We start from the raw sequence: 25,795 nt of genomic DNA on the forward strand, positions 1-25,795 counted from the left end.
GTGTCCTTTTCAGAAGCCGATCATCAGTATATGACGCTGGCGTTAAGCTTAGCTGCGGCTGGGCGTTTCACCACCGATCCTAATCCTAATGTGGGTGCGGTGTTGGTGAAAAACGCTCAGGTTATAGGGCAAGGCTATCATCGACAAGCGGGGCAGGGCCATGCCGAAGTGTATGCTTTACAACAAGCCGGCTCTGCGGCAGCAGGCGCGACTTGTTATGTCACGTTAGAGCCTTGTGCGCATTATGGACGCACCCCGCCTTGCGCCGAAGCGTTAGTCAAAGCTGGGGTCAGTCGGGTGGTGATTGCCATGTTAGATCCGAATCCACTGGTGGCAGGCAAAGGCGTCGCTATCCTCGAAAGCGCAGGGATCAGCGTGCAGCATGGTTTGCTTACGAACGCCGCTCGGGCGCTTAATCCGGGTTTTCTCAGTCGGATGGAACGTCAACGACCTTATGTCTGGCTCAAAATGGCCGCCAGTTTAGATGGGCGCACAGCACTGGCGAATGGCGTAAGTCAATGGTTAACCGGGGATGTTGCCCGTGATGATGTGCAGCAGTTTCGAGCTCAGAGCAGCGCGATTCTTTCTACTGCTAGCACCGTTTTAGCCGACAATGCCCGTTTAACGGTGCGACAAACCGCGAGCAATACCATTACTACTTTAGCCGATGGCGGCTTACGCCAGCCACTGCGCGTGATCTTGGATCGGCAACAGCGCTTAACCGGTACTGAAGCCTTATTTAGTCAAGGTGGCGCGGTGTTACTTTGCTATGACGCAGCACAAGCCGCAAAGCAACTTAGCACCTCTAAAGTTAGGGTGACTCAATTGCCTTTAGCCGTGTTAGCGTCAGATCAATTCGATTTATCGGCCTTGCTTAAAGCGTTACATCAGCAGCATATTAATAGCGTGTGGACTGAAGCGGGAAGCACGCTTGCTGGGGCGTTATTGCAACATGGGCTAGTCGATGAAGTCATCTTGTATCAAGCGCCACTCCTGTTGGGTGACTGCGCTCAACCTTTAGCGAAATTGGGCGATTTCCAACAATTAACCGAAGTACCGCATTTAACGCTGCTGGATGTACACCAACTCGGCAACGATATTCGAATTCGGGCGAAGCCTACTACAGCAACTGTTGCCAACCCAACAAAAGAGAGCTGATATGTTTACCGGTATTATTGCTGCCACAGGTCACATTAGCCGCTTAACCGTTAAAGGCGGCGATTTAGAAGTGCAGATCCACAGTGAGCAGTTAGATTTTAGCGATGTGCAGTTAGGGGACAGTATTGCCAGCAATGGGGTCTGTCTTACCGTTACCCAATTGCTAGCCCAAGGTTTTGTCGCTGATGTATCCGCTGAAACACTCGCCTTAACCCGCTTTAGTCAGTATCAGGTGGGACAGAGAGTGAATTTAGAAAAAGCCTTATTAGCCACCAGTCGATTAGGTGGTCATCTGGTCAGTGGTCACGTTGATGGCGTAACCGAGCTGCTGCGTATTGAAAAAACCGCGCGCGCCTGGCAACTGTGGTTTGCTATGCCTGCGGCGTTAGCCCCTTATTTAGCACATAAAGGTTCGGTAACCATTGATGGCGTCAGCCTAACCGTAAATGAATTAAGTGCCACAGCCTTTCGTTTAACGATAGTGCCGCATACGGCTGCGCAAACGACATTGCTGCAGTTGCAAAAAGGCAGCTTGGTCCATATAGAGGTGGATCTGATCGCGCGTTATTTAGAACGCTTACTCCATACTAAAACACCTGCCCCTACAACAGGTGTTGATCTGGCGTTGTTAGCGCAACGCGGGTTTTTATAAAGAAGGTTAGCTATGCAACTGAATACACCTGCAGAAATTATTGAAGATATCCGCCAAGGTAAAATGGTTATTTTGATGGATGATGAAGATCGCGAGAATGAAGGCGATTTGGTGATGGCCGCCGAGTATGTCACGCCTGCAGCCATCAATTTTATGGCAAAGTTTGGTCGTGGCTTAATTTGTTTAACCTTATCGAAAAAACGCTGCCAGCAACTCAACTTACCCTTAATGGTCGATGCCAATAAATCACCGTTTGCTACCAACTTCACGGTATCCATTGAAGCTGCAGAAGGCGTGACCACTGGTATTTCAGCGGCCGATCGCGCTAAAACAGTGAAAGCGGCGGTGGCGCGTGATGCTCGCCCAACAGATATTATTCAGCCAGGGCATATCTTTCCTTTAATGGCGCAAGATGGCGGTGTATTAGTTCGTGCCGGCCATACTGAAGCCGGTTGTGATTTAGCGCGGTTAGCCGGGCTGGAACCTGCAGCTGTGATTGTCGAGATCCTTAATGATGATGGCACTATGGCGCGCCGTCCGGATCTTGAAGTGTTTGCGAAAGAGCATGATATTAAAATCGGCACCATCGCTGATTTAATTGAGTACCGAAACCTCAATGAAACCACCATTGAAAAAGTGGCGACTTGTCAGTTGCCAACCGAGATGGGCGACTTTGAATTAGTGACCTTTAAAGACACTATTGATAATCAGTTGCACTTTGCTTTAGTTAAAGGCGAGATTGTCGCTGATGAGCCAACCTTAGTGCGGGTGCATTTACATAACACCTTTAATGATTTATTGCTGACGACGCGCGGGACTCATCGTAGTTTTCCACTGCATACCGCCATGCAGCGCATTGCTGATGAAGGTGGCGTCTTGGTGTTGTTAGGTAAGCACGAAAGTACCTCAGAGCTAGTGCAGATGGTGCAACATTTTGAAGCAGAAGATAAAGGTGAGAAACCGCCAGTGGCACCTTGGAAAGGCACCTCACGAAATGTGGGGGTGGGTTCACAAATTTTAGCCAGTTTAGGCGTGAAGAAAATGCGCTTATTAAGCAAGCCGATTAAGTACCATGCGTTATCCGGCTTTGGTCTGGATGTAGTGGATTACGTTTCTGAATAAGGCTATGCCCGAGCGTCAGAAATTATGCTATTATACACGGCTAAATTTTGACGGCAGTTAAATAGTAAGGACAGGTCATGCAGGTAATTGAAGCAGGCTATGCAGCAAATGGTAAGAAAATTGCGATAGTAGTCGCACGCTTTAACGGTTTTATTGTTGAGAGTTTACTCAGTGGCGCCATCGACACCTTGCGTCGCGTGGGTAATATCGCTGAACAAGACATTACTGTTGTACGTATTCCTGGCGCTTTTGAGTTGCCATTAGCGGTACAACGTGTTGCTGCAACCAAGAAATATGATGCGATTGTGGCAATTGGTGCGGTGATCCGTGGTGGCACACCACACTTTGAGTATGTCTCTGGCGAGTGTGTCAAAGGTATTGCCCAAGTGGGTATGCAGTATGACCTGCCGGTGGCTTTTGGCGTTCTAACCGTAGACAGTATTGAGCAGGCGATTGAGCGTGCGGGTACTAAAGCCGGTAACAAGGGCGGCGAAGCAGCCATGTCGGCACTCGAAATGATCAATGTGCTTGCACAGCTGTAACAGGAAGCACAGATGAAACCTAACGTCCGTCGTCAATCTCGCTCACTCGCTGTACAAGGTATTTACAGCTGGCAAGTTAGCCACAACCCGATAGCTGATATTGAGCAGCAATTGTTATTGGAAAATAATGTTAAACATATTGATGTTGCGTATTTCCAAGACATTTTACGCGGTGTGGTATTACACCATTCCAAATTAGACGAAGCGATTAAGCCGTATCTCGAGCGCCCGTTCGAAGATATCGACTTGGTCGAAAAAGCGGTATTACGTGTTTCAGCCTATGAACTGAAGTACCGTTTAGATGTCCCCTATAAAGTGATCATCAATGAAGCTATTGAATTAGCCAAAGCCTTTGCGGCTGATGATAGTCATAAGTTTGTGAACAGTATCCTGGACAAAGCGGTCAAGGTATTGCGTCCAAATTAATGGAGAAGCCGACGTCAGTCGGCTTTTTATACGCTATGGGTGAATTTGATTTAATCGCGCGATATTTCTCGAATATCGGCGTGAAGCGCACTGATGTCAGTATTGGTGTCGGTGACGATGGTGCTGTGTTACAGGTGCGTGATGGTTACGACATCGTTGTTACAACAGATACCATGGTCGCGGGGACTCACTTTTTTCCTGATGTTGATCCGCGTGCACTTGGCCATAAATTAGTGGCTGTCAATGTGAGCGATCTGGCCGCGATGGGGGCAGAGCCAACATGGTTATCGTTGGCGATGACGTTACCGTCGGCAGATGAAAGCTGGTTAGCCCAATTTGCTGCCGGTTTGCATGAAACCGCCGAATACTATAATTGCCAATTGATAGGGGGGGACACCACACGTGGCCCACTCAGTTTCAGTATGATGGCTAAAGGCCAAGTACCGCGTGGTAAAGCCATTACCCGTGCCGGTGCAAAAGTGGGTGATTATATTTATGTCACGGGTACTCTGGGCGATGCGGCCTTGGGCCTGAAGTGGGTGCAAGGACAATGCGAGATCAGTAAAAAGCATCAAGGCCATGTGTTACAGCGTTTTCATTATCCCTCTCCTCGGGTTGCTTTAGGTCAGGCGCTGCGTAATACCGCCAGTAGCGCGATGGATATCTCTGATGGTTTAGCCGGTGATTTACCGCATATCTTACGTCGCTCAGGCGTAGGCGCTTATGTTGATATTCAGCGTTTACCTATGTCACAAGCGTTAAAAGACAGCTGTACCGCGGAAGAGGCAATGCATCTGGCGTTATCGGGTGGAGAAGATTACGAGTTACTCTTTACCGTACCAGAGAATCGCCGCGGCTCACTTGATGTGCTACTGTCGCCTTATGGCGTGCCAATCACCTGTATTGGCCGGATCACAGGGGCGGTGGGTAAACTGGAATTAAAAACCGGTGAACAGCCTTATGCGTATCAACATCAGGGGTTTCAGCATTTTCTATGACAACAGCACATAGCAAAGCCCAATTTCAGCTGGGTAAATGGCAGCATTTTTTAGCGTTGGGCTTTGGCAGTGGTTTAGCCCCAAAAGCACCAGGTACCTTTGGTACTTTGGCGGCATTGCCGTTGGTTTGGTTACTAAGTTTGGCCGGTCAAGCTTGGCTACTGCTGTTTATTCTATTCGGTAGCTTGCTGGGCATTTATGTGTGTGGCAAAGCCGCTGCTGATGTAGGCGAGCATGACCATGGCGCCATAGTTTGGGATGAAATTATCGGTTTTGCCCTAACCATGCTCTTGGTGCCCATCAGCTGGCAAAGCCTGTTGCTGGGCTTTATTTTGTTTCGGTTGTTCGATATTTTAAAACCTTGGCCTATCAGCTGGTTTGATCGCAGGGTACACGGTGGTTTCGGTATTATGCTGGATGATTTACTGGCCGCGTTACCTGCTTTAGCCATCTTGCATCTATTGGTGTATCTGTCATGGTTAAACTAAGGGCTGTGACCACACCGTAATCACTATCACCATGGAGGGCTGCATGTCTCGTTTTCTGTTCATCATCTTTGTTTTGATGTGTCAGAGCGCTTTGGCGGCCCCACCTTCCGTCTATGACTATGATCTGAAGCACTGGACCAGTGCCGAAGGCTTATCAAGCAATTCTGTTCGAGCGATCACGCAAGATAAACTTGGCTATATCTGGCTCGGTACTCTGTATGGTTTAAACCGCTTTGATGGCCAACATTTTGAAGTATTTAGTAATGAAACCCATCCGAAATTAGCCAGTAATGCGATTACGCGTTTGCTGACCGACAGTGACGGTAAAATATGGATCGGTACCAAAGCGGGTTTGTCGGTGCTGGATCCTGCCACTCTAGAATTACAACGCTTACCGATTTACAGTGAAGTGACTTCGCTGCTTGAAGTGGCGCCAGGCGAGATTTGGGTCGCCGCCGATCAATTATTTAGTGTGCAGCAAAATAAGGTACGCCGCGTCGAGCAAGTTAAAGCGGTGGTCAGCCAATTAGCCCAAACCAATGAGCAAATCTGGGTGATGGCCAGCGATTATTTGCATCAGCGCGCGGCCGACGGCAGCTGGCAGCAATTCGCCTTGCCACTTGTATTAGCACAAAACCCCGTGTACGACTTAGCATGGACCGATAACGGTTTACATATCGCCAGTGAAAACGGTTTATTTCGGTTACAAAGCGACGGTGAAATTACCGCGCAGTCACTACCTGACAATACCATGGCACCGGTATACCGCTTGTTACAAGATAATACTGGCGCGCAATGGCTTTCTTCTTATCGTAAACTATTTTTTCAATATCCCGGACAAGCTTGGCAAACGGTTACGGTTGCCGAACTTGGCAGTTCACCTTGGTTTAGCCGGGTATTTCAAGATAAAGAGCATAATATTTGGCTAACCAGTTTTAGCGATGGCATTTTTATGGTCAATCGCAGTCAAATTCGTCGATTAGTTCCCGGAAGCGATCCTATTATTCGCAGTGTCTCACTTACACCTCAAGGTAAGCTGTTATTAGCCAGTCAAAGCGAAGTAGGCTATTTAGACATGGCTGAACGTTTTCAGCCCTTGATCGCTGCCGAACAATTACAAGGGCAAACGGTACACGATCTCTATTGGCCTGGCCCTGAGCAGCTATGGCTGGGGCTGGAGCGCGGTTTATACCAATATGATGTGAAAACGGCCCAGCTCAGCGTGTTATTTCCCCAGTTACAAGGCCAAGCCGTTAGGGTGGTAAAACCGGCGGAACAGGGCGGCATATGGATCGGTAGTCTTAATGGTTTATATCATGCACAAGATAATGTTTTAACCTTACTTCCCTTTAACGCCGAATTAGAATCTAAACAGATCACCACTTTAAGTCAGCATAAAGGCCAAGTATTGTTTGGCACCAGTCGTGGTTTGTACCGTTGGCAAAATGCACAATTAACTCGTTTAGGCATCGGCAGTGCCCTTTATAACGCTTATATTTTAGCGTCATTAGTGTTACCCGATGGCACTGTGCTGGTGAGTACTTTAGATGATGGTGTGTATATTCAAAGGCCCAATAACGCGTGGTTACATTTGCACAGTGGTAATGGCTTATTACATGGCCCTGCCTTAAGTTTTTATTTTCACCAGCAGTCGGGTTGGCTCTGGTTGAGTACGCATAAAGGGATCTTTCGGTTACGTGTCGACAGTTTGCCGCAAGCCGCCAATGAGGGGTTTCGTTTAGAAGAAGTGCTATCGCCCTACGATAGGCAGATGGGCTCGTTAACCAGCCGTTGTTGTAACGGTGCAGGCCAGTCTAAAGTAGCGTTCTGGCAGCAACAGCTATGGTATCCAACATTACGCGGTTTGGTTGCGGTACCTGAAGAATTAGATAGTACTACCCCCAAGACATTAAGACCCATTTTAAAGAAAATCAGTGCTCAGCAGAGTTATCCGCTGTCGGGTCAACAACTGCGGCAAGTTCTGGAACGGCAAGAGCGCAATCTAACCATCAGTTATTCAGCACTTGAATATACTCGGCCTGATAGTGTGATTTTTCGTTATCAGTTAATGGGCTTTGATCAGCAGTGGCATGAAGTGGTCGATCGGCGCGAAGCGGTCTATACCAACCTGCCACCTGGCAACTTTACCTTTAAATTACAGGTAAGGTATAACTATCAACATTGGTTGGATGCCCAAGAAACGCAAATTCAATTGGTGATCCCGCGCCGCTTTGATGAAACCTTGGTGTATCGCTTGCTTTGGCTCTGTTTGTTATTGTGTTTGTTTTATGGCTTATTTTGGCTTTATCGGCAAAATAACTTACATAAACAGGAACAATTAACCAGTTTGGTGCGTCAACGAACCCAAGAATTAGAAAACACCAATCAAAAGCTGAATGAATTGAACGAGCAACTCAGTCAATTAACGCATCGTGACACTACCACCGGCTTACGTAATAAACGCTTTATGTTTGAGCAGCTGCCTAAAGATATCGAGCATTTTCAGCGCAATCGTCAAGCGTTAACCGAGCAGGGTAAAACCATTGCTTTGTTGTTGCTTGAACCTGATCATTATCAGCAAATTCTTTTAAAGTATGGCGTTAGCACTGCGGATAGTTTGTTACAACAATTAAGCTCGTTATTAAGTCGAGAAACACGCGGCTCAGATTATGTGGTGCGTTTTGTCGATGCACGTTTTGTTGTGGTGTTTCGTGATATCGCGCAAGAGTTGGTGGCATCTTATAGTTGCCGGTTGCTAGAACAGATTGCGGCCAGTCATTTTACGCTGCCCGATGGTGAAGTGGTTAATCTAACCGCGTCTGGCGGTTATGCACTTTATCCATTACCTTTACTCGGTGGCCAGTTGTTGAATTGGGAAAGCTCAATGCAATTAGCCGAGCAGGCATTACTGCAGTTAAAAGCTCAAGGTTTAAGCGCGGTGGTGGGCAGTTTGGCTTTTGCCAGTCAATTGGATGCGTTTGAATTTGAAGAGAGTGTTGATTTACCGTTGCAGATTAATCGCTTGTTAGCTGAAGGGTTGATTTGGTTAGAGCAGCATCGGCTTTAGCACCGCTTTTGCAAAGACGACACCCACGTTTTGGGTGTCGTTTGTGTAGCGCTGACTACTCTTCTTTTAATAAACGCTGCGCTTGTGCCAAAATACCGGCACTGTCTAAGCCTAATTCTTGATAAATCTCTTGTTGCGTACCGTGTTTAATAAACTCATCTGGTAAGCCTAAGTTGAGGATCTGGCCTTGATAATGTAGCTGCACCAAGTACTCATTTACCGCAGAGCCGGCACCGCCCATAATGGCGTTATCTTCAACAGTCATCACGTAGCTGTGATCCACAGCTAATTGCTGTAACAGTGCAGTATCTAATGGCTTAACAAAGCGCATATCAACTAAGGTGGCGCCAAGCGCTGTGGCCGCTTGCTCACAGGCGCCAAGCAGTGGACCAAAGGCCAAGATAGCCAATTTTTTACCGCGCTGTACCACTTTTGCTTTACCCAGTGGTAATAACTCCATCGTTGTTGCGGCCGCTTGATTGTTACCGCTACCTCGTGGATAGCGAACGGCGGCCACCCCGTTATGTTGATAGCCGGTATAAAGCATTTGCCGGCATTCATTTTCATTGGATGGCACCATAATGGTGATATTGGGAATGCAGCGTAAAAAGCTGATATCAAAAGCACCTTGGTGAGTTGGGCCGTCAGCTCCTACAATGCCCGCGCGGTCAATGGCGAACAACACATCTAATTGTTGCAGCGCCACATCGTGGATCAGTTGATCGTAACCGCGTTGTAAAAAGCTCGAGTAAATAGCCACTACTGGTTTTAAGCCCTCAATAGCCATGCCTGCGGCCAGCGTCACCGCATGTTGCTCGGCGATGGCGACATCAAAATAGCGCTTAGGAAAGCGTTTTGAAAACGCCACTAAGTCAGAACCTTCTCGCATGGCAGGGGTAATACCTTGGAGCCGCTCATCTTGCTCTGCCATATCGCAGATCCACTGGCCAAATACATTGGAAAAGGTTGGTGCACTGGCTTTTTTAGCCGGTTGCGTTTTAGCCGCGGGATCAAATTTTGCGACCGCATGATAACCAATCGGATCGGCTTCGGCAGGGGCATAGCCCTTACCTTTTTTCGTGACGATATGCAGTAGCTGAGGGCCTTTAAGCTGGCGCATATTGCGAATGGTATCGACCAAGCCCAATACATCGTGACCATCAATTGGGCCGATATAATTAAAGCCAAGCTCTTCAAAGAAGGTACCGGGTGTTACCATGCCTTTAAAGTGTTCTTCAGCGCGGCTGGCTAACTGATGTAATGGTGGCATGTTGCTGAGGATTTTTTTGCCGCCCTCACGCAAGCTAGTATAAAAACTGCCCGATAAAATGCGGGCAAAGTATTGGTTTAACGCGCCAACGTTCTCTGAAATAGACATTTCATTGTCATTTAAGATCACTAGCATGTCCGGTTTAATTTCACCTGCGTGGTTTAAGGCTTCAAATGCCATACCAGCTGTAATGGCGCCATCGCCGATAACCGCTACAACTTTGCGTTGATTCTTAGCTTGTTGTGCTGCCACAGCCATGCCTAAGGCTGCGCTGATGGAAGTACTGGAGTGACCTACCGATAACACGTCATAGACACTTTCTTCCCGATATGGAAAAGGGTGTAGGCCTTCTTTTTGGCGGATAGTATGCATTTGATGACGACGACCCGTGAGGATCTTGTGTGGGTATGCCTGATGACCTACATCCCAGATCACCCGATCAAAAGGCGTGTTGTAAACATAGTGCAGGGCAACAGTCAGTTCGACGGCACCTAAACCTGAGGCAAAATGACCACTACTTTGGCTAACGGTTTTTAATAAAAACTGCCGCAGTTCATGGCTCAGTTGGGGTAAGGTTTCCTGAGGTAATTGCCGAAGTTCATCGGGCAAATTAGCCTTAGTTAACAGTGGATATTCCGTCATATCAATTTGCATAACAAATGCCTATGTTAAAACTTTCTGGCAATAATATAGTGGGCAAAGCGTGCAAGCTCAGCCGTATCGTAGGGTAGCCGTTCGAGGGCGGCAAGGGCTTCTTGATAAAGTTGTGCCGCTTTATCTTTGGCGCCGGCCAGCCCCAATAAGGCCGGATACGTAGCTTTGTTGGCTTTAAGATCAGAACCCTGTGTTTTTCCTAAAGTGGCCGTGTCGCTTTCAATGTCCAGAATATCGTCCTGCACTTGAAAGGCCAAACCTAGCGCACTAGCAAACTTTAACAAATCCAGCAGGATTTGTTCATCTTCTACCGGGCTGGCGTAATAGGCTAGTTTAACTGTGCTTTCAATTAATGCACCCGTTTTTAAACGATGCATTAACTCTAATTTCTCTAAGGTGATTTTTTGATTGGTTTGCGCCAAGTCTATCGCTTGGCCGGCACACATGCCGGTGGCGCCTGCTGCTTGTGCTAGCGTTTTCACCATTAATACCTGCCGACGTGGGCAAACCTGTTGGTAATCATGACTGCTCAATAGCTCAAAAGCAAAAGCTTGCAGTGCATCTCCGGCTAAAATCGCCGTGGCTTCACTATAAGCTTTATGGCAAGTGGGTTTGCCGCGGCGTAAATCGTCATTATCCATGGCCGGCAAGTCGTCATGAATTAATGAATAACTGTGGATCGCTTCAATTGCCACTGCTGGGGCATCGAGATCAGACAGTTTAGCACCTAACATTTGACCTAGGCTGTATACCAGAAAAGGTCGAACCCGTTTGCCACCCAGCAACAAACTGTAAGCCATGGCATCATGCAACAAGAAGTTCGTCGGAACTGTTGTTGCAAGCGCCTGTTGCAGTTGTTGTTCCACCCGCTGCTGAAATAGCGAAAGACTGGTTGGGGCCAAGGTTAGTCTCCTGTTTGCGGCTCAAACGGCTGCAAAGGTTCAGGTTGTTGTTGTAACAAAATCTGGACTTTTTGTTCCGCCGCGTGCAGTTGCTGCTGACTGTGTTTGACCAAACTGATCCCACGCTCAAATTGACTTAAGGCTTGCTCTAAAGACAGCTCACCCTGTTCCAACTGTTGGACGATGTGTTCGAGTTCTTGGATGGATTGTTCAAACTGACCTGGGTCTGCAGATTTTTTACTCATATTATTCCCCAAAAAAACTGTGCGCAACCTTATCGTAGCAGGCTATTATGGTCAATGAAATTGCGTATAGTAACGACTAAATTGGTATTCTTTGCTGATTTATTGCTTAATGATTCAGAGTTAAGGTCGATAACTAGTTTGCAGCTGATATAAAATAACTAAAATTAAGATTCAAAAGCCAGCCCCGGCACTGTTTTGGAAGGAGTAGGATGTGGATTTAGCGACCCTAATCGGATTGATTGGCGCAATTGGCTTTATTGTAATGGCGATGTTTATCAGTAGTAGCGGTGACGTCGGCATGTTTGGTGATTTGGTCTCGGTGCTCATTGTATTTGGTGGCTCGGTATTTGTTGTACTAGCTAAATTTACCTTGGCTCAATTTTTAGGTGCAGGTAAAGCGGCTGCCAAAGCCTTTATGTTTAAAATTGAATCACCAGAAGAATTAATTGAAAAGGCCGTGCAATTAGGTGGTGCCGCACGTCAAGGTGGTTTTTTAGCCCTAGAAGAGGCTGAGATTCCTAATAGCTTTATGCAAAAAGGCATTAATATGTTGGTGGATGGCCATGACGCTGATGTTGTTCGAGCAACCATGCAGAAGGATATTTCGTTAACCGAAAAGCGCCATGAAACAGCTATTGCTATTTTTCGTAGTTTGGGTGACGTAGCACCGGCTATGGGAATGATCGGTACCTTGATTGGTTTGGTGGCGATGTTATCTAACATGGATGATCCTAAAGCCATCGGCCCGGCGATGGCGGTGGCATTGTTAACAACTTTGTATGGTGCCTTTGTTGCCAACGTTATGGCTATTCCGTTGGCCGACAAATTAGCGATCCGCAACCAGCAAGAAAAACTGAACAATATGTTGATCTTAGATGCGGTATTAGGCATTCAAGATGGGCAGAATCCAAAGGTTATTGAAGGGATTTTACGTAACTATTTAGCGCAAAATAAACGCGAAGTGGCAGGAGAGGCAGCATGAGTGACGAAGAAGAATGCAAATGCCCACCGCCTGGGTTACCCGCTTACATGGGAACCTTTGCTGATTTAATGGCGCTTTTGATGTGCTTCTTCGTGTTGTTATTAGCCTTTTCTGAAATGGACGTGTTGAAGTTTAAACAAATTGCCGGCTCTATGAAGTTTGCTTTTGGTGTGCAAAATAAAATTGAAGTGGATGATATCCCCAAGGGAACCAGTGTTATTGCCATGGAGTTTCGCCCTGGGCGGCCTGATCCCACGCCAATTGAAACGATCCAGCAGCAAACCATGGAAATGACCCAGCAAGTCATTGAATTTCAAGCGGGTGAAGAAGACTCTGCCGGCGGGCGCCAAGACCAACGCGATGATCAAACCGGTGGGCAATCGGCATTAAATGCTGAGGAGCAAGAAGCTGCCGATGCTACAGCCGCCGCTGCCGCAGAAGCCGCCCAAGAGCAAGTTAATGAAACGGTGAAGAAGTTAGCTGAAGAGCTGGAGCAACAAATCGTTGACGGCGCAGTCGAGTTAGAATCATTGGGGCAGCAAATCATTATTCGTATCCGCGAAAATGGCTCTTTTCCGTCGGGCTCTTCTTTTTTACAGCCGCGTTTTATCCCGATAGTGCGGCAAATTGGGGTGATGCTCAATGATATTCCCGGTGAAATTACCGTCAGTGGGCACACTGATGATTTTCAGGTGGGTGATGAGTTACATGCCAACAATTGGGATTTATCGGCTAAGCGAGCCGTTTCAGTGGCTACCGCTTTAATTGCTGCGCCGGGTTTTGATCGAAACCGCATTGTCGTGGTAGGGCATGCTGATACTCGCCCCTTGATGCCAAATAATAGTGAGCTAAATCGTCGGCGTAACCGGCGTGTCGAAATCTCGATCATGCAGGGCAAGCCTAAGGTGTCTGAACCGATCAGTTTTGAACCGGCATCGAATCCTTAAGTCAGCAAACGCCTAATCGCTTGATTAGGCGTTTTTGTTACGCTTAGTTATAATGCGCAACATTGTTAGCTAAATGCGCCCATCATGCTCGAATTTATTATTAAGTTGCATCCTGAAATCGCCATCAAAAGTAAGTCGGTGCGCAAGCGTCAAACGTTGCTGGTGGAGCAGAATCTCAGAACCTTACTAAAACATCTGCCGCATAAAGTGAAAGTTACCGGTTATTTTGACCATCTAACGGTCACTAGCCAATACCAGACAACCGCTTGGCGCCAAGAATTAATTACACGTTTAAAATGTATTCCCGGTATTGTTACCTTTGCTCAGATGCAAACGCGGCAGTTCACTGATTTAGCCGATCTTTTTCAGCAAGTTGCGGCGGTTTATCAGTCTCAAATTATTAATAAAAGCTTTTGTGTCAGGGTGAGACGCCAAGGTGAACATGAATTTAGTTCACTCGACGCCGAGCGTTATATTGGTGGCGGTTTAAACCAATTAGTCAATAGCGCAAGAGTGCAATTAAAGCAGCCTGATTTAGAGATTAAACTAGAGATTAAACAGCAGCAATTTTTACTGGTCACCGAAAGCTTCACAGGCATGGGCGGCTTACCGATCCCATCGCAATCGGATGCCTTGTCGTTGATCTCAGGCGGTTTTGATTCGGCTGTTGCCAGTTATCTAATGATCCGCAAGGGTTTACGTACCCATTATCTGTTCTTTAATTTAGGCGGTGCAGCGCATGAGAACGGTGTGCGCGAAATCGCCTTTTATCTATGGAAAACCTATGCAGCCTCGCATCGGGTGAAGTTTGTCAGTGTCGACTTTGCCCCCGTTGTGGCAGATATTTTGGAGCATGTGCCCACGGGTTTAATGGGGGTTGTTTTAAAACGCTTGATGATGCAGGTGGCCAGCGCTATGGCTGAAAAGCTTGGGATCTCGGCGGTGGTTACCGGTGAAAGTATTGGCCAGGTCGCGAGTCAAACGCTGGCTAACTTAGCCGTGATCGATCAAGCGAGCCCCAGCTTAGTTTTGCGGCCGCTTATTTATCATGACAAACAAGATATTGTGGATTTAGCACGACAAATTGGTGTGGCCGAGTTGGCGGGAAGTATGCCGGAATATTGTGGCGTGATTTCACAAAATCCGACAGTGAATGCCATCCTCAGCGAAGTCATCACAGCCGAAGCACTGCTCGATCCGCGCAGGATAAATCAAGCTATTGAGCAAGCTAAAATCCTCGATATTCGGACCGTTGAATATCAAGCAGAACAACAAGCGGGTGTTATCGCTACCGAAGCGATATTACCGGCTAACGCGATCGTGTTAGATATTCGCAGTCACGACGAAGTCGACGCGCGGCCATTGCAATTACAGCAGCATCAGGTACTGACCATCCCGTTTTACCGTTTAGCTACGGCATTTGCACAATTAGATCAGCAACAGCAATATTACTGTTATTGTGAACGTGGCGTGATGAGTCGTTTACAGGCTTTATTGCTGCAAGAGATGGGATTTAACAATGTTGCAGTGTATCGGCCTTAAGTATCTTGCAGCGCTTGCCATAGTGCTTGATTGGCCGGAACCGCTAGCTGATGTTTTGCCGCCGTGGCGACAATAAAGCCAGTGATCACGCTAAGCTCGGTGGGGCGGCCATGGTAATAATCTTGCTGCATTGATGAATAGTTATTGGCCGTCGCGGTGATCACCTGTTGCACTTGCGCAAAGGTTGCCGTAAACGGCAAATCAACTTGTTCAAGCGAGGCCAGCTGACAGACTTCACTGACAATTTGCTGTAATTGAGGTTGATGCTCTGCCGCCGCTAAAGCACCATTTTTACAATTTAACACTGCGGTGAGCGGGTTAATAGCCGCATTAATCGCCAGCTTTTGCCATAAAGCCGCTATGCTATTCTCGGTGACGGTTAACGGGCCTAAGGCCTGATTTAAAGCCATGAAAACGGCTTTGCGATGTGCACTCGTTGCCTCATTCAGTGGGCTGAGCATACTTTTACCTTGGCCGGTATGGTGGATCTGCTCCGTTTGTCGTAAGGCTCCATGGCTAGTCGTTAAAAACCAGATCCCTTGTTTAGCTCGTGCAAATTGCCGTAATGCTGCAAGGTCTGGCATACCATTATGGGAAACGACAATTTGGGCGTTGTCAGTGAGATGCGGTTGTAGTTGGGCTAAGGCTTCGGTAACGGCATAGGCTTTTACCGGTAAAAACAAGGCATGGATGGGGGAGACTGCCGCTTGAAAATGGCATTGTTGCTCGGTGTGATCTAGCGCCAAAAAGCGCACGCTTAACGATTTAGGTTGACGCAACCACAAACGTACTGGCGTATCAGCCTGTTGCCACCGACAGGCAGCAAGCAGGCCAATAGCGCCTTGGCCAACGACGGTCCAGTTTAACGCTTGCTGCGTGGTCGCCATAAATGCCACAGTTTACGCACAACGAAAAAGGTTAAAACCCCAGCCATATCAGCTACCCAATCCCAAAAATCGCCCGTGCGTCGCGTATAGTTTTCTTGTATCACTTCAATTAAGGCGCCATAGATTGCCATTAAAAGTAGGATTTTCCAAAACACTGCGCGAAAGCCTTTCCAAATTAAGCCACTGAGTACAAAGAAAATACCAAAATGGGCCACTTTATCGAGATTTTCAATTTTAAAAAAAGACAACTCGCCAGCAAGCTTGTGGCCGTTAATCTCGGCCATAAAGCCAAAAGTGGCTAACAGCAAACATAATAAAAACAAAAAGCGATAAAACGATTGCGGCACGTTCTCACCTCCGATAAATGGGGCTCGGATTGTAGCAGTTTTCTGGTTATAATCACCAGCATAGACCGAGATAGGAGAGCAAGATGCCCGCTTTTGATATAGTTTCTGAAGTTGACCAGCAAGAGGTACTAAATGCGGTTGATAATGCTAACCGTGAATTACAAACGCGTTTTGATTTTCGCGGCGTAAATGCTGAATTTACCCTCAAAGATAAACAAATTAACATGGTGGCTGAGGCAGAGTTTCAGTTACAGCAAATGCTCGAAATCTTTTTTGCCAAAGCGGTGAAACGCAATCTAGATGTGCGCTCTTTTAAAGAAGGCGATGTGGTGCACTCGGGTAAAACCTACAGTTTAGCCTTATCGCTGCGCCAAGGTATCGAAACGGATATGGCGAAAAAGTTGGTTAAATTAATTAAAGACAATAAGTTAAAAGTGCAAGCCGCTATTCAAGGCGATCAAGTGCGCGTTACTGGTAAAAAGCGCGATGATTTACAAGAAGCGATTGCGGCGGTGCGTGCAGCTGAATTAGAGCAAGCTTTTCAATTTACCAACTTTCGCGATTGATTTGTAGTTAAGACTTCTAGAAGTCTATTGACTTGGCGCTGATTCAGCGTAAACTTGCGGCGGCTCTTGATAGAGCCGCCGCTTTTTTAGGTGCTTGGTCGCTGCTTTTTAATGTCATCGACCAAGTTAAACGGGAATCTGGTGTAAAACCAGAGCTGCCCCCGCAACGGTAAGCAACTTAAAGTATTTCATCCGCCACTGTCGCAAGATGGGAAGGCGAAATACTCGCGTCAGCAGGTTGTTAGCCCGGAGACCGGCCTAAAAGTCCTTCAAACCAAAGAAATGTGCGGTGGGCACATTGCTGGAGTATCTATGTTTAAACCTTCTTGGGCGCTGCTGTTGTCAGCCGTGCCTACTGCTGTATCCGCGACTGACGCGGTCGAACATATTAGTGTTTACGCTAATCGCATCCCTGTAGCCACTTCCGAAGTGTTAGCCAGTGTTTCTGTGCTAGATCGTGCAGATATTGAGGCTCGTCAAGCCAGTGATTTACCTGCTTTATTAGCGCAATTACCCGGTATTACTATTTCTCGTGACGGTGGCCGTGGCCAAAATAGCGGTTTGTATTTGCGTGGCGGGAATAATGGCCATACGCTCGTATTGATTGACGGCGTGCGCAGTGGCTCCGCCACCTTGGGTTATAAAACCTTATCGATGTTGCCCTTAGCGTTAATTGAACGAATAGAAGTGATCCGTGGCCCTCGAGCGGCATGGTATGGTGCTGACGCCTTAGCTGGAGTAATTGCTATTACCACTCGTCAAGCCAGCGGCGTGGAATTAACTGCGGATGTTGGCAGTTATGGGCAGGCTGGTGCTAGCATTAATGCCAGTCAACAACAGGGTGATCTGACTTTGAGTGCTACTGCTGGGTATAGCCGGGCCGATGGTTTTAATGTGCGTAACGATTTAGATAACGATCGGGATGGTTACCAACAACGTTTTGCTAAACTGGTGGCAGCTTATCAAACAGGATTGGGTCTTTGGCGTGGTCAGGTGGATGTTAACTCCGGTTTTTATCAGTTTGATACGGCCTGGGGCAGTGAAGATCAAGCTGAAACGTTAAACCGCAGTTATTTGTTGGGCTGGGAACATCAGCAAGGATCATGGCAACATCAAGCACAATTCAGCCGTACGCTGGATGATGACACGACTTACGGGCCTGTTTCGCAAAGCCCATATGTGACTGAACGCGATGAATTTAACTATCAAGCAGCCACCGCATTGACAGATAGCCTATCGGGTTTAGCGGGCGTGAACTGGTATCAAGAGAGCGTAGCACGCTCAGGCGTAGCCTATGTAAAGGATAATCGCCTAAATCGTGCCGCCTTTGCCGGTTTACAATTTGCTGCGCAAGGCTTGCGTTTAGACGGGGCAGTGCGCCGCGACCTTACCGACCAATACGGTGGTAACACGACTTGGCAATTAGCTGCAGGTGTTGATCTCAGTGATGCGATGCAGCTCAGACTGAGCCGGGGTTCGGCTTTTAAAACGCCGACCTTTAACGACTTGTATTATCCTGGTAGTGCCAATCCCGATTTACAACCAGAAAAAACGTTGTCGAATGAAATTGCACTGAGTTATCAGTTAGCCGCTGCGACGTTGCAGTTAGCCTGGTTTAAGCAAGATGTTGATAATCTGATCCAGTTTGATTTTGCGACCTACACACCACAAAACATTGAACGTGCCAAAATTTCTGGCGTGGAACTCAGTGTTGATCTGCGTTGGGATTCTGTAGAGCAAACAATCAGTTATAGCTGGTTGGACACTGAAAATACCTTGACTGGGCAACGGTTAGCCCGCCGACCTGAGCACAATGTGAATTGGCGCTTGACGCAACAATGGCAGCAGTTATCGGGATTTGTGACGGCGGATTACCAAAGCGATACCTATCAAGGTGAGTATGCCAGTAGCCCATATCTAGGGGGCTTTACTGTGTTTGGCGTGGGCGGTAGCTTTGCATTATCCCCAGCTTTATCGTTAAGTGCTAAGGTGGATAACCTGTTTGATAAACATTATCAAACCAGTTCGGGTTATGAAACTGCCGGCGTAAACTTTGGTTTAAGCCTGCAATATAAATTGCCTTAAACGCCTAGTGATTAAACGCTAAAGAAAAAAACCAGCGCTGCATTTGCTACCTAAGTTGTTATCACTAGGCTGCAGTCAGCGCTGGATTTATTTTAACAGGTGCTGAAATTGGCTGCGAAATTTCGACATTTTCGGTGAAATGACCCAATGACAGTAGCCTTGCTGTGGGTTTTGCAAATAATAACCTTGATGATAACTTTCTGCTGGATAAAACACACTGGCCGGGCTGATCTCAGTCACAATGGGTTGTTCAAATAGCTGTTGTTGTTCAAGCTCGCTTATTATCGCCGCGGCTTCGGCTGCTTGCTCCGCGTTATGGCTAAAAATAACGCTGCGGTACTGAGTGCCGACATCATTGCCTTGGCGGTTAAGTTGGGTAGGGTTATGTAAACTAAAAAACAGTTGGCATAGCTGTTTAAAACTGATCTGGCTATCGTCATAACTCACTTGTACCACTTCCGCGTGGCCGGTTTCACCGGTGCAGATGCTTTGATAATCAGGATTGAGGGTATGACCTCCCATGTAACCACTGATGGCCGCGTGTACACCGGAGACTTCATTTAACGCTGCTTCTAAACACCAAAAGCAGCCTGCGCCGAACGTGGCAATCTGTGTACTCATCTCTTCTCCTTGCATCAACCGTTGATCGTGCCTGTCGGCTAATACGTAATGTAAAACTTAATAGATTATAACACGCCGGAGTAATAATGACGTTGGCAGTAATTGGTGCCGGAATGGCCGGGTTAAGTTGTGCCTTTGCGCTGCAACAAGCGGGACAACAGGTTGCGGTATTCGATAAAGCGCGCGGCGCCGGTGGCCGCATGAGCAGTAAGCGCAGTGCCGAAGGCTATTTAGATCTCGGCGCCCAATATTTTACGGCGCGGCAACCCTTATTTCAGCAGCAAGTTGCACAGTGGTTAAAGCAAGGTGTGGTCAATCGTTGGTTAGCACCCATGTATCAATATCGTGCTGGGCAATTAGCAGCTTCCCCCGATGCTGAGCAACGCTTCATTGGTACGCCGGCGATGCACAGCCCACTACGCGTGATGGCCGACACCCTAGAATGCCACTTTAACTGCCGTGTCAGCACCATAACAAATACGGCAGAGGGCTGGTTTATTCAAAACGAGCACGCGGAGCAGTTTGGGCCCTTTGCTCAGGTAATACTGGCGATCCCGCCGGCACAAGCTGCCACATTATTACCTCCGCCATTAGCGGTGACGTTACCCACCGATTTATTACAACCTTGCTGGGCCGTGAGTTTACAACTAAGTAAGGCTACGCAGCATGCCGCCGGTGGTATTTTTGTTAAGGATCAGGCATTGGGTGTCAGTTGGATCAGTCGGCAAAACAGTAAGCCCGGGCGCTCTGTGACTGAAAATTGGCTGGTGCATTTTACGCCTGAGTTTAGCCAACAGCATTTAGAGCAAGATGCTGTTTTTTGGCAGCAACAAGCTCAGCATGCCTTATGCGAAATTTTAGGCTTGGCTAATGACAGTATTTCAGTCAATAGTGCGTTATGTCATCGGTGGCTGTATGCCCAGCAACAGCAGATGCCAGATAGTAATTTCCAAGATGCAATAGCGCCAGGTTTATGGTTAGCGGGCGATTGGACACGTGGTGGTCGGGTTGAAAATGCCTGGCTAAGTGGTTATGAATTAGCTCAGAGGATCCAGCATGGTTGAACATTGGCTCATTATTGGTGCAAGCGGCGGTATTGGCCGTGCTTTTGTTGACCAGTTACTGGCACAAGGCAAGCAAGTGTCGGCAATCAGCCGACAACCGCTAACTGAAAAAGTAGCAAATCTGGCGTGGTATACACTGCCGCAGGCCGATGCGCCTGAGACGGCATCGGTATTGACGACTATTTTTAGTCAACCGGTTACGGCTATCGTGTTATGTCAAGGTTGGTTGCACGGCGATAGTATGCAGCCAGAGAAAACCATCCGGCAACTGAGCGCTCTAGCGATGCAGCAAAGTTTTCAGGCTAATATTATGAGTCCGGCACTGTATTTACAGGCTTTGTTTCCTTTTATCCAAAAACTGCCGAATATCAAGTTAGCCGTGCTCAGTGCCAAAGTGGGCAGTATTACGGATAATCAGTTAGGGGGCTGGTACAGCTATCGGATGAGCAAGGCGGCGCTGAATATGTTGGTGAAAACAACCAGTATTGAATTGGCGCGTTATAACAAAACGGCCAGTTTAGTTAGTTTACATCCCGGCACCACGGATACGGCGCTATCTGCGCCATTTCAGCGAAATTTACCTGAAGGGCAGTTACAAAGCGCGCATGCCACCGCGGAGCGTTTATTGCCGGTTATCGCGGGCTTAAACCCAGAGCAATCCGGTCAATTACTCAATTGGGATGGGCAAGCGCTACCTTATTAGAGCTTAGGTTTTTTATGCGCCATGTCGCTTGTCTGAACTATGACAGTCTTTAGCTGAACTTATCATCATTTCAAGCAAGAGGATCCCTATGCGTTTTTTCAGCAAGCATCAAGCCTTAACACTGGGCAGTTGCCTTGGACTCTTACTCTTAACGCTAACGGCCTGTTCACAAAAACAGCCGATCAACAATGTGGCTTGGCAGCAACAGTTGAGTTTACCCTCAGTACAACAAGCACTGATTGTTGCTGAAAATTTGTCGCGTGATGTTGAACAAATCAGCTTTGAATGGCTGGACTCGGCTCGAGAACGCAGTGTACCAGCATTATTGTTCAAACCGGCTGCAGCACAACAGGCGAAAGCCTTAATCGTGTTCTCACATGGTTTAGGCGGCTCCAAAGAGCGTTATGCTTATCTGGGGCAATATTGGGCCAGTCAGGGTTTTGCAAGTTTACACTTACAGCATGTTGGCAGCGACCGCAAAGTTTGGCGAGGTAGCCGTTTATTATTACCCTTTCGTTTAATGGATGCGGCCGATGATACTGAAGCACTGGCTCGGGTTGAGGATGTGAAATTCGCTTTAGATCACATTTTAGCCTCAGAGTATGCCGGGCAGTTTGATCCGCAGCATATTGTGATGGCTGGACATTCTTATGGTGCTAACACCGCTATGCTATTAAGTGGAGCACAGGTTAAGCAAAATGGCCGTTTGGTCAGCCTAAAGGATGGACGGATCACGGCGGCCATTTTGATTTCAGCCCCGCCTTTTTACAATAAACAGCCGCTGTCTCAGGTACTATCTGATGTTAGGATCCCAACGCTGCACATCACCACTACCGAAGATGAAATCACTGTGCCGGGTTTTTACTCTGCACCACAAGATCGGCTTGAGCTGTATTACGCTATTGGCAGTCAATACAAAGTATTGGCGGTGTTCAGTGCCGGCAGTCATAATATTTTTACCAATTGGCGTCGTAGTGGAGACTCTGTGCCTCAGCAGCAAGTGATTAAAGCGGCTACACAAGCGCTATCAAGCGCGTTTATCGCGCAAATTACTAGCGGCGATGATCGTGAATTACGGCAATGGGCGCAGCAGCATCAACCCGTGTTAGCAAACTTTATACGTTCGGATAGTGTTGCGCTACGCTAAGGCGTTGCTAGCGAAGGCCGCGTGGTTTTACGCGGCTTAATGATATTTCAATACAATTATCCCTTCATGTTTCAGCTCTTTCTATCGCACAACGGACACAGGAATAACCGGCTGACAATGCTGTTTTAACCCTGCTGTTCAATACATGGCGCGACCAAGTTAACGGATGAACGCGACATGTTAAGTAAGCCATTCAGCCAATAAAAACGGGAGCCTTAAGCTCCCGTTTGTGATCAATCAGCTGCAGTTAGGCCTTATTTTGGCACTACCTCGTCAGCGGCATGCTCATCAGGTGCAGCTAATTCGAGTTCTTCTAGCTTACGACTAATCGAGCGTGGTGAACCTGTATTGCGTGCAATAGCAATATAGACCACCGGTACCACATAGATGGTTAATAAGGTTGCTAAGGCAACGCCGGCTAATATCACCATACCGATAACCATGCGGCTTTCAGAGCCAGGGCCGGTTGCCAATACCAGCGGTAAGCTACTCATTACCGTAGTAAAGGCAGTCATCACGATTGGGCGCAAACGTTGCGCTGCGGCACGTTTTACCGAATCTTCAAATGCTACTCCGGCATCGCGTAGTTGGTTAGCAAATTCCACAATCAAAATACCGTTCTTCGCCACTAAACCGATCAGCATCACTAAACCAATTTGGCTGTAGATGTTCAGCGTCATGCCGGCAAAGTAAAGGCCTGACAAGGCTCCGACTAAGCCAAGAGGCACGGTAACCATGATCACCAGAGGGTGTATAAAGCTTTCAAATTGTGCGGCTAATACCAAATAAGTGATAACCAGTGCTAGCACGAAAACCAGCGCCGTAGAGCGGCCACTTTCTTGAAAGAGTAACGACTCGCCTTTATAGTCAACACCCACAGTGTCATTGATATCCGTTTTGACGATATTTTGCAGATACTCCAGTGCTTCGCCCAAGCTATAACCATCCGCCATACTACCGGTGATGGTAATCGACCTCATCCGGTTGTAACGGTTTAGGCTGGAAGCTGTGGCTTCTTCACGCAGCGTCACTAAGTTATCTAAAGGAATTAACTCGTTGCTACGATCCGAGCGAATATAAACGTTACTGATTTTAGTTGGCGCGCGGAAGTCATCATCTAAACCTTCGATAATCACATCGTATTCACGTCCACGGTCTAAGAAGGTGGTGACGCGGCGGCCACCGAGCATCGCTTCCAGTGAGCGGCCAATGGCACCTACCGACACGCCTAAATCACCGGCGCGATCGATGTCGATATCAACTAAGATCTGCGGTACGGTTTCTTTATAATCGTGATCCAGCATGAGTAAGTTCGGGTTTTCAGCGGCTTTAGCCAGAATAATGTCACGCCATTGCGCTAGCTCTTCATAGGTATTGCCTTGAATAACGAACTGTATTGGACGATTACCGCCGCCACCGCCGCCTAAGCCACTACGCATAAACGTAAAGGCTCGCACGTCAGGCAGTTCGTTTACTTTGCTGCCTATTTCCGTTAGTAAATCTTGTGTCTTGCGTTTGCCGTTATACCAGTTTTCAGTACCAACAATGGCGATACCACCGCTGTTACCCCAACCAGGGACGCGCAATAGCATCCGAGTCAGCTGCCCATCCTCATAGTAAGGCGTTAAAATATCTTCAATTAAGCGCATATTGCGGCTGTTGCTTTGATAACTTGCCCCTTCGGCGGGGCTCATCATCACGAAGAAAGTACCGCGATCTTCTTGCGGCGCGAGCTCGCTTGGCAGCATTCTGACTAATTGCACACTGGCGACAAAACATAACGTGACCACCACCAAAACCGGCCAACGCTTGGTGCACACTACGGCAAGTTGACGTTGGTAGGCGCTTTCTAGCTTGGCAAATGCCTTGTGTAACCAAGTGCCAAATCTACTTTCACGTTTGCGATGCGACAATATTTTGCTGCAAAGCATCGGTGATAAGGTGAGTGCGACCACACTGGAAAAGGCCACTGCCGCGGCCACCGCCAACGCAAACTCGGTAAAGAGTTTACCTAGCTCACCTTGCATAAAGACAAGTGGTACAAACACCGAGATCAATACTAGCGTGGTTGCCACCACAGCAAAGCCAACTTCGCGCGCACCTCGATAGGCTGCCAGTAACGGCGCTTCACCTTGCTCAATCCGCCGATAAATATTTTCTAAAACGACGATAGAGTCATCAACGACTAAGCCAATAGACAGTACCATGGCTAGCAAGGTCAGCAAGTTAATTGAAAAATCTAATGCATAGAGCACGGTAACGGCCGAAACTAGGGCAACCGGGACGGTAATCGCTGGGATAAAGGTGGCACGGATATTACCCAAGAACAGGAATATCACTAATATAACCATACCCATGGCAATACCTAAGGTGTTGTATACTTCTTTAATAGACTCCGAGATAAACACTGAAGAATCATAGCCTGGCTCAATGGTCATGCCTGCCGGGAGATTGACTTTAATCTTTTCCATTTCCGCGCGGGCATTGCGAACCACTTCCAGGGTATTAGCTTTAGATTGTTTAATAATGCCGATACCGAGAATGTTTTTACCGTCGCTGCGAAATTCACCTTCTTCATCTTCAGCGGCCAAGCTAACATCGGCAATTTCTGATAAACGCACTAAGTAATTATTGGCACCGCGTTTGACTACTAAGCGTTCAAAATCTTGTTGCGAGCGGAAAGAGCGCACCACGCGCACAGTAAAATCACGGTCAAAAGATTTGATATTACCGGCGGGTAATTCGACGTTTTCAGCACGTAAAATAGATTCAACATCTTGCACGGTGACACCACGCGCCGCCATTGCATCGCGGTCTAACCAGATACGCATGGCGTAATCGCGTGAGCCACCGAATTGCAAACGGGCCACGCCATCTACCACTGAAAAACGCTCAGCAATATAACGGTTAGCATAATCAGTTAATTCCAGCGTGGTCATGTTTTCGCTGTTTAAGACAAACCAGGCAATGGTATCTTCGTCTGAGTTTGCTTTGAATACTTCTGGTGGATCAGCTTGATCTGGAAGGTTGTTCAGTGCCCGAGACACGCGCTCACGCACATCATTTGCGGCGGCATCAATATCACGTTCAACGTTAAATTCAATGGTGATACTTGAGCGGCCATTGCGGCTACTGGAGTTTATATTTTTGATGCCCTCAACACCGCTGATGCGATCTTCAAGCAACTGCGTGATCTTACTTTCAACAATTTCAGCAGAAGCACCCGGGTAATTGGTATTGATGCTGACTACCGGTGAGTCGATATCAGGGTATTCGCGCAGCGGCAGCATGCTGAAGCAAACGATACCGAAAATCACTAACAAGATGTTAATAACGGTGGCAAAAACCGGTCGCTTAACGGAGGTATCTGATAACCACAT

23 protein-coding genes and 1 riboswitch are annotated in these 25,795 nt (G+C 47.5%); of the genes, 16 read left to right on the forward strand and 7 right to left on the reverse strand.

The window, feature by feature from the left end; genetic code table 11:
* From ribD to JAO78_RS02855, 8 genes are all read left to right on the forward strand, one after another.
* Positions 1-1,158, forward strand: a complete 1,158-nt coding sequence (gene ribD / locus JAO78_RS02820; protein WP_226749826.1) for a bifunctional diaminohydroxyphosphoribosylaminopyrimidine deaminase/5-amino-6-(5-phosphoribosylamino)uracil reductase RibD — start codon at positions 1-3, stop codon at positions 1,156-1,158.
* Position 1,159: 1 nt separating this feature from the next.
* On the forward strand, positions 1,160-1,810 hold the full coding sequence (locus tag JAO78_RS02825; protein WP_226749827.1) for a riboflavin synthase: 651 nt from the start codon (positions 1,160-1,162) through the stop codon (positions 1,808-1,810).
* Positions 1,811-1,822: 12 nt separating this feature from the next.
* On the forward strand, positions 1,823-2,932 hold the full coding sequence (ribBA, locus tag JAO78_RS02830) for a bifunctional 3,4-dihydroxy-2-butanone-4-phosphate synthase/GTP cyclohydrolase II (protein ID WP_226749828.1): 1,110 nt from the start codon (positions 1,823-1,825) through the stop codon (positions 2,930-2,932).
* A 77-nt stretch (positions 2,933-3,009) separates the two neighbouring features.
* The gene (gene ribH / locus JAO78_RS02835) at positions 3,010-3,474 is read left to right on the forward strand and encodes a 6,7-dimethyl-8-ribityllumazine synthase (protein ID WP_226749829.1); all 465 of its coding nucleotides are present in this window, start codon (positions 3,010-3,012) and stop codon (positions 3,472-3,474) included.
* A 12-nt stretch (positions 3,475-3,486) separates the two neighbouring features.
* Positions 3,487-3,900, forward strand: coding sequence for a transcription antitermination factor NusB (nusB, locus tag JAO78_RS02840; RefSeq protein WP_226749830.1), 414 nt, complete (start codon positions 3,487-3,489; stop codon positions 3,898-3,900).
* 35 nt (positions 3,901-3,935) lie between these two features.
* Positions 3,936-4,898, forward strand: coding sequence for a thiamine-phosphate kinase (gene thiL, locus JAO78_RS02845; RefSeq protein WP_226749962.1), 963 nt, complete (start codon positions 3,936-3,938; stop codon positions 4,896-4,898).
* Complete coding sequence (locus JAO78_RS02850; protein ID WP_226749831.1) at positions 4,895-5,386, forward strand: phosphatidylglycerophosphatase A family protein; 492 nt, start codon at positions 4,895-4,897, stop codon at positions 5,384-5,386. Before thiL ends, JAO78_RS02850 begins: the two co-directional genes overlap by 4 nt.
* 43 nt (positions 5,387-5,429) lie before the next feature.
* A complete protein-coding gene (locus tag JAO78_RS02855; protein WP_226749832.1) occupies positions 5,430-8,453 on the forward strand; it encodes a two-component regulator propeller domain-containing protein in 3,024 nt (1,007 codons plus the stop codon).
* Positions 8,454-8,508: 55 nt separating this feature from the next.
* Here JAO78_RS02855 and dxs read toward each other — a convergent pair whose 3' ends face one another.
* From dxs to xseB, 3 genes are read right to left on the reverse strand one after another with little or no spacing between them, the layout of a single operon-like run.
* Positions 8,509-10,377, reverse strand: coding sequence for a 1-deoxy-D-xylulose-5-phosphate synthase (dxs, locus tag JAO78_RS02860; protein WP_226749833.1), 1,869 nt, complete (start codon positions 10,375-10,377; stop codon positions 8,509-8,511).
* Between the two features lie 14 nt (positions 10,378-10,391).
* Positions 10,392-11,279 (reverse strand): (2E,6E)-farnesyl diphosphate synthase, encoded by an 888-nt coding sequence (gene ispA / locus JAO78_RS02865; RefSeq protein WP_226749834.1) that lies wholly within the window; start codon positions 11,277-11,279, stop codon positions 10,392-10,394.
* 2 nt (positions 11,280-11,281) lie between these two features.
* A complete protein-coding gene (gene xseB / locus JAO78_RS02870; RefSeq protein ID WP_226749835.1) occupies positions 11,282-11,524 on the reverse strand; it encodes an exodeoxyribonuclease VII small subunit in 243 nt (80 codons plus the stop codon).
* A gap of 211 nt (positions 11,525-11,735) precedes the next feature.
* On the opposite strand from xseB, the gene pomA reads away from it, so the two are divergent.
* From pomA to thiI, 3 genes are all read left to right on the forward strand, one after another.
* On the forward strand, positions 11,736-12,506 hold the full coding sequence (gene pomA, locus JAO78_RS02875) for a flagellar motor protein PomA (RefSeq protein ID WP_226749836.1): 771 nt from the start codon (positions 11,736-11,738) through the stop codon (positions 12,504-12,506).
* Positions 12,503-13,453 carry a flagellar motor protein MotB gene (locus JAO78_RS02880; RefSeq protein WP_226749837.1) on the forward strand — a complete coding sequence of 317 codons (951 nt, stop codon included), beginning with the start codon at positions 12,503-12,505 and terminating at the stop codon, positions 13,451-13,453. The genes pomA and JAO78_RS02880 overlap by 4 nt, the downstream gene beginning before the upstream one ends.
* Before the next feature lie 84 nt (positions 13,454-13,537).
* Entirely contained in the window at positions 13,538-14,995 is a 1,458-nt protein-coding gene (thiI, locus tag JAO78_RS02885) for a tRNA uracil 4-sulfurtransferase ThiI (protein ID WP_226749838.1), read from the forward strand.
* Here thiI and JAO78_RS02890 read toward each other — a convergent pair.
* Positions 14,992-15,882: a ketopantoate reductase family protein gene (locus JAO78_RS02890; RefSeq protein WP_226749839.1), complete on the reverse strand. Its 891-nt coding sequence runs from the start codon at positions 15,880-15,882 to the stop codon at positions 14,992-14,994. The two genes, thiI and JAO78_RS02890, sit on opposite strands and share 4 nt — an antisense overlap.
* Positions 15,858-16,229, reverse strand: a complete 372-nt coding sequence (locus JAO78_RS02895; protein WP_226749840.1) for a VanZ family protein — start codon at positions 16,227-16,229, stop codon at positions 15,858-15,860. The genes JAO78_RS02890 and JAO78_RS02895 overlap by 25 nt, the downstream gene beginning before the upstream one ends.
* A gap of 83 nt (positions 16,230-16,312) precedes the next feature.
* Here JAO78_RS02895 and JAO78_RS02900 point away from each other — a divergent pair, with 83 nt between their 5' ends.
* Entirely contained in the window at positions 16,313-16,795 is a 483-nt protein-coding gene (locus JAO78_RS02900; RefSeq protein ID WP_226749841.1) for a YajQ family cyclic di-GMP-binding protein, read from the forward strand.
* A 71-nt stretch (positions 16,796-16,866) separates the two neighbouring features.
* Positions 16,867-17,071: riboswitch (cobalamin riboswitch) on the forward strand.
* A 36-nt stretch (positions 17,072-17,107) separates the two neighbouring features.
* Positions 17,108-18,880: a TonB-dependent receptor domain-containing protein gene (locus JAO78_RS02905; protein WP_226749842.1), complete on the forward strand. Its 1,773-nt coding sequence runs from the start codon at positions 17,108-17,110 to the stop codon at positions 18,878-18,880.
* A gap of 87 nt (positions 18,881-18,967) precedes the next feature.
* Here the strand turns inward: JAO78_RS02905 and msrA are convergent, their stop codons facing one another.
* Entirely contained in the window at positions 18,968-19,501 is a 534-nt protein-coding gene (msrA, locus tag JAO78_RS02910; RefSeq protein WP_226749843.1) for a peptide-methionine (S)-S-oxide reductase MsrA, read from the reverse strand.
* Positions 19,502-19,587: 86 nt separating this feature from the next.
* Here msrA and JAO78_RS02915 point away from each other — a divergent pair, with 86 nt between their 5' ends.
* From JAO78_RS02915 to JAO78_RS02925, 3 genes are all read left to right on the forward strand, one after another.
* On the forward strand, positions 19,588-20,565 hold the full coding sequence (locus JAO78_RS02915; protein WP_226749844.1) for an NAD(P)/FAD-dependent oxidoreductase: 978 nt from the start codon (positions 19,588-19,590) through the stop codon (positions 20,563-20,565).
* On the forward strand, positions 20,558-21,268 hold the full coding sequence (locus tag JAO78_RS02920) for an SDR family NAD(P)-dependent oxidoreductase (RefSeq protein WP_226749845.1): 711 nt from the start codon (positions 20,558-20,560) through the stop codon (positions 21,266-21,268). Before JAO78_RS02915 ends, JAO78_RS02920 begins: the two co-directional genes overlap by 8 nt.
* A gap of 88 nt (positions 21,269-21,356) precedes the next feature.
* The gene (locus tag JAO78_RS02925) at positions 21,357-22,415 is read left to right on the forward strand and encodes an alpha/beta hydrolase family protein (protein WP_226749846.1); all 1,059 of its coding nucleotides are present in this window, start codon (positions 21,357-21,359) and stop codon (positions 22,413-22,415) included.
* Positions 22,416-22,669: 254 nt separating this feature from the next.
* Here the strand turns inward: JAO78_RS02925 and JAO78_RS02930 are convergent, their stop codons facing one another.
* Entirely contained in the window at positions 22,670-25,795 is a 3,126-nt protein-coding gene (locus JAO78_RS02930) for an efflux RND transporter permease subunit (RefSeq protein ID WP_226749847.1), read from the reverse strand.

The sequence above is a fragment of the Alishewanella maricola genome, assembly GCF_016343785.1.
Classification (GTDB): Bacteria; Pseudomonadota; Gammaproteobacteria; order Enterobacterales; family Alteromonadaceae; genus Alishewanella; species Alishewanella maricola.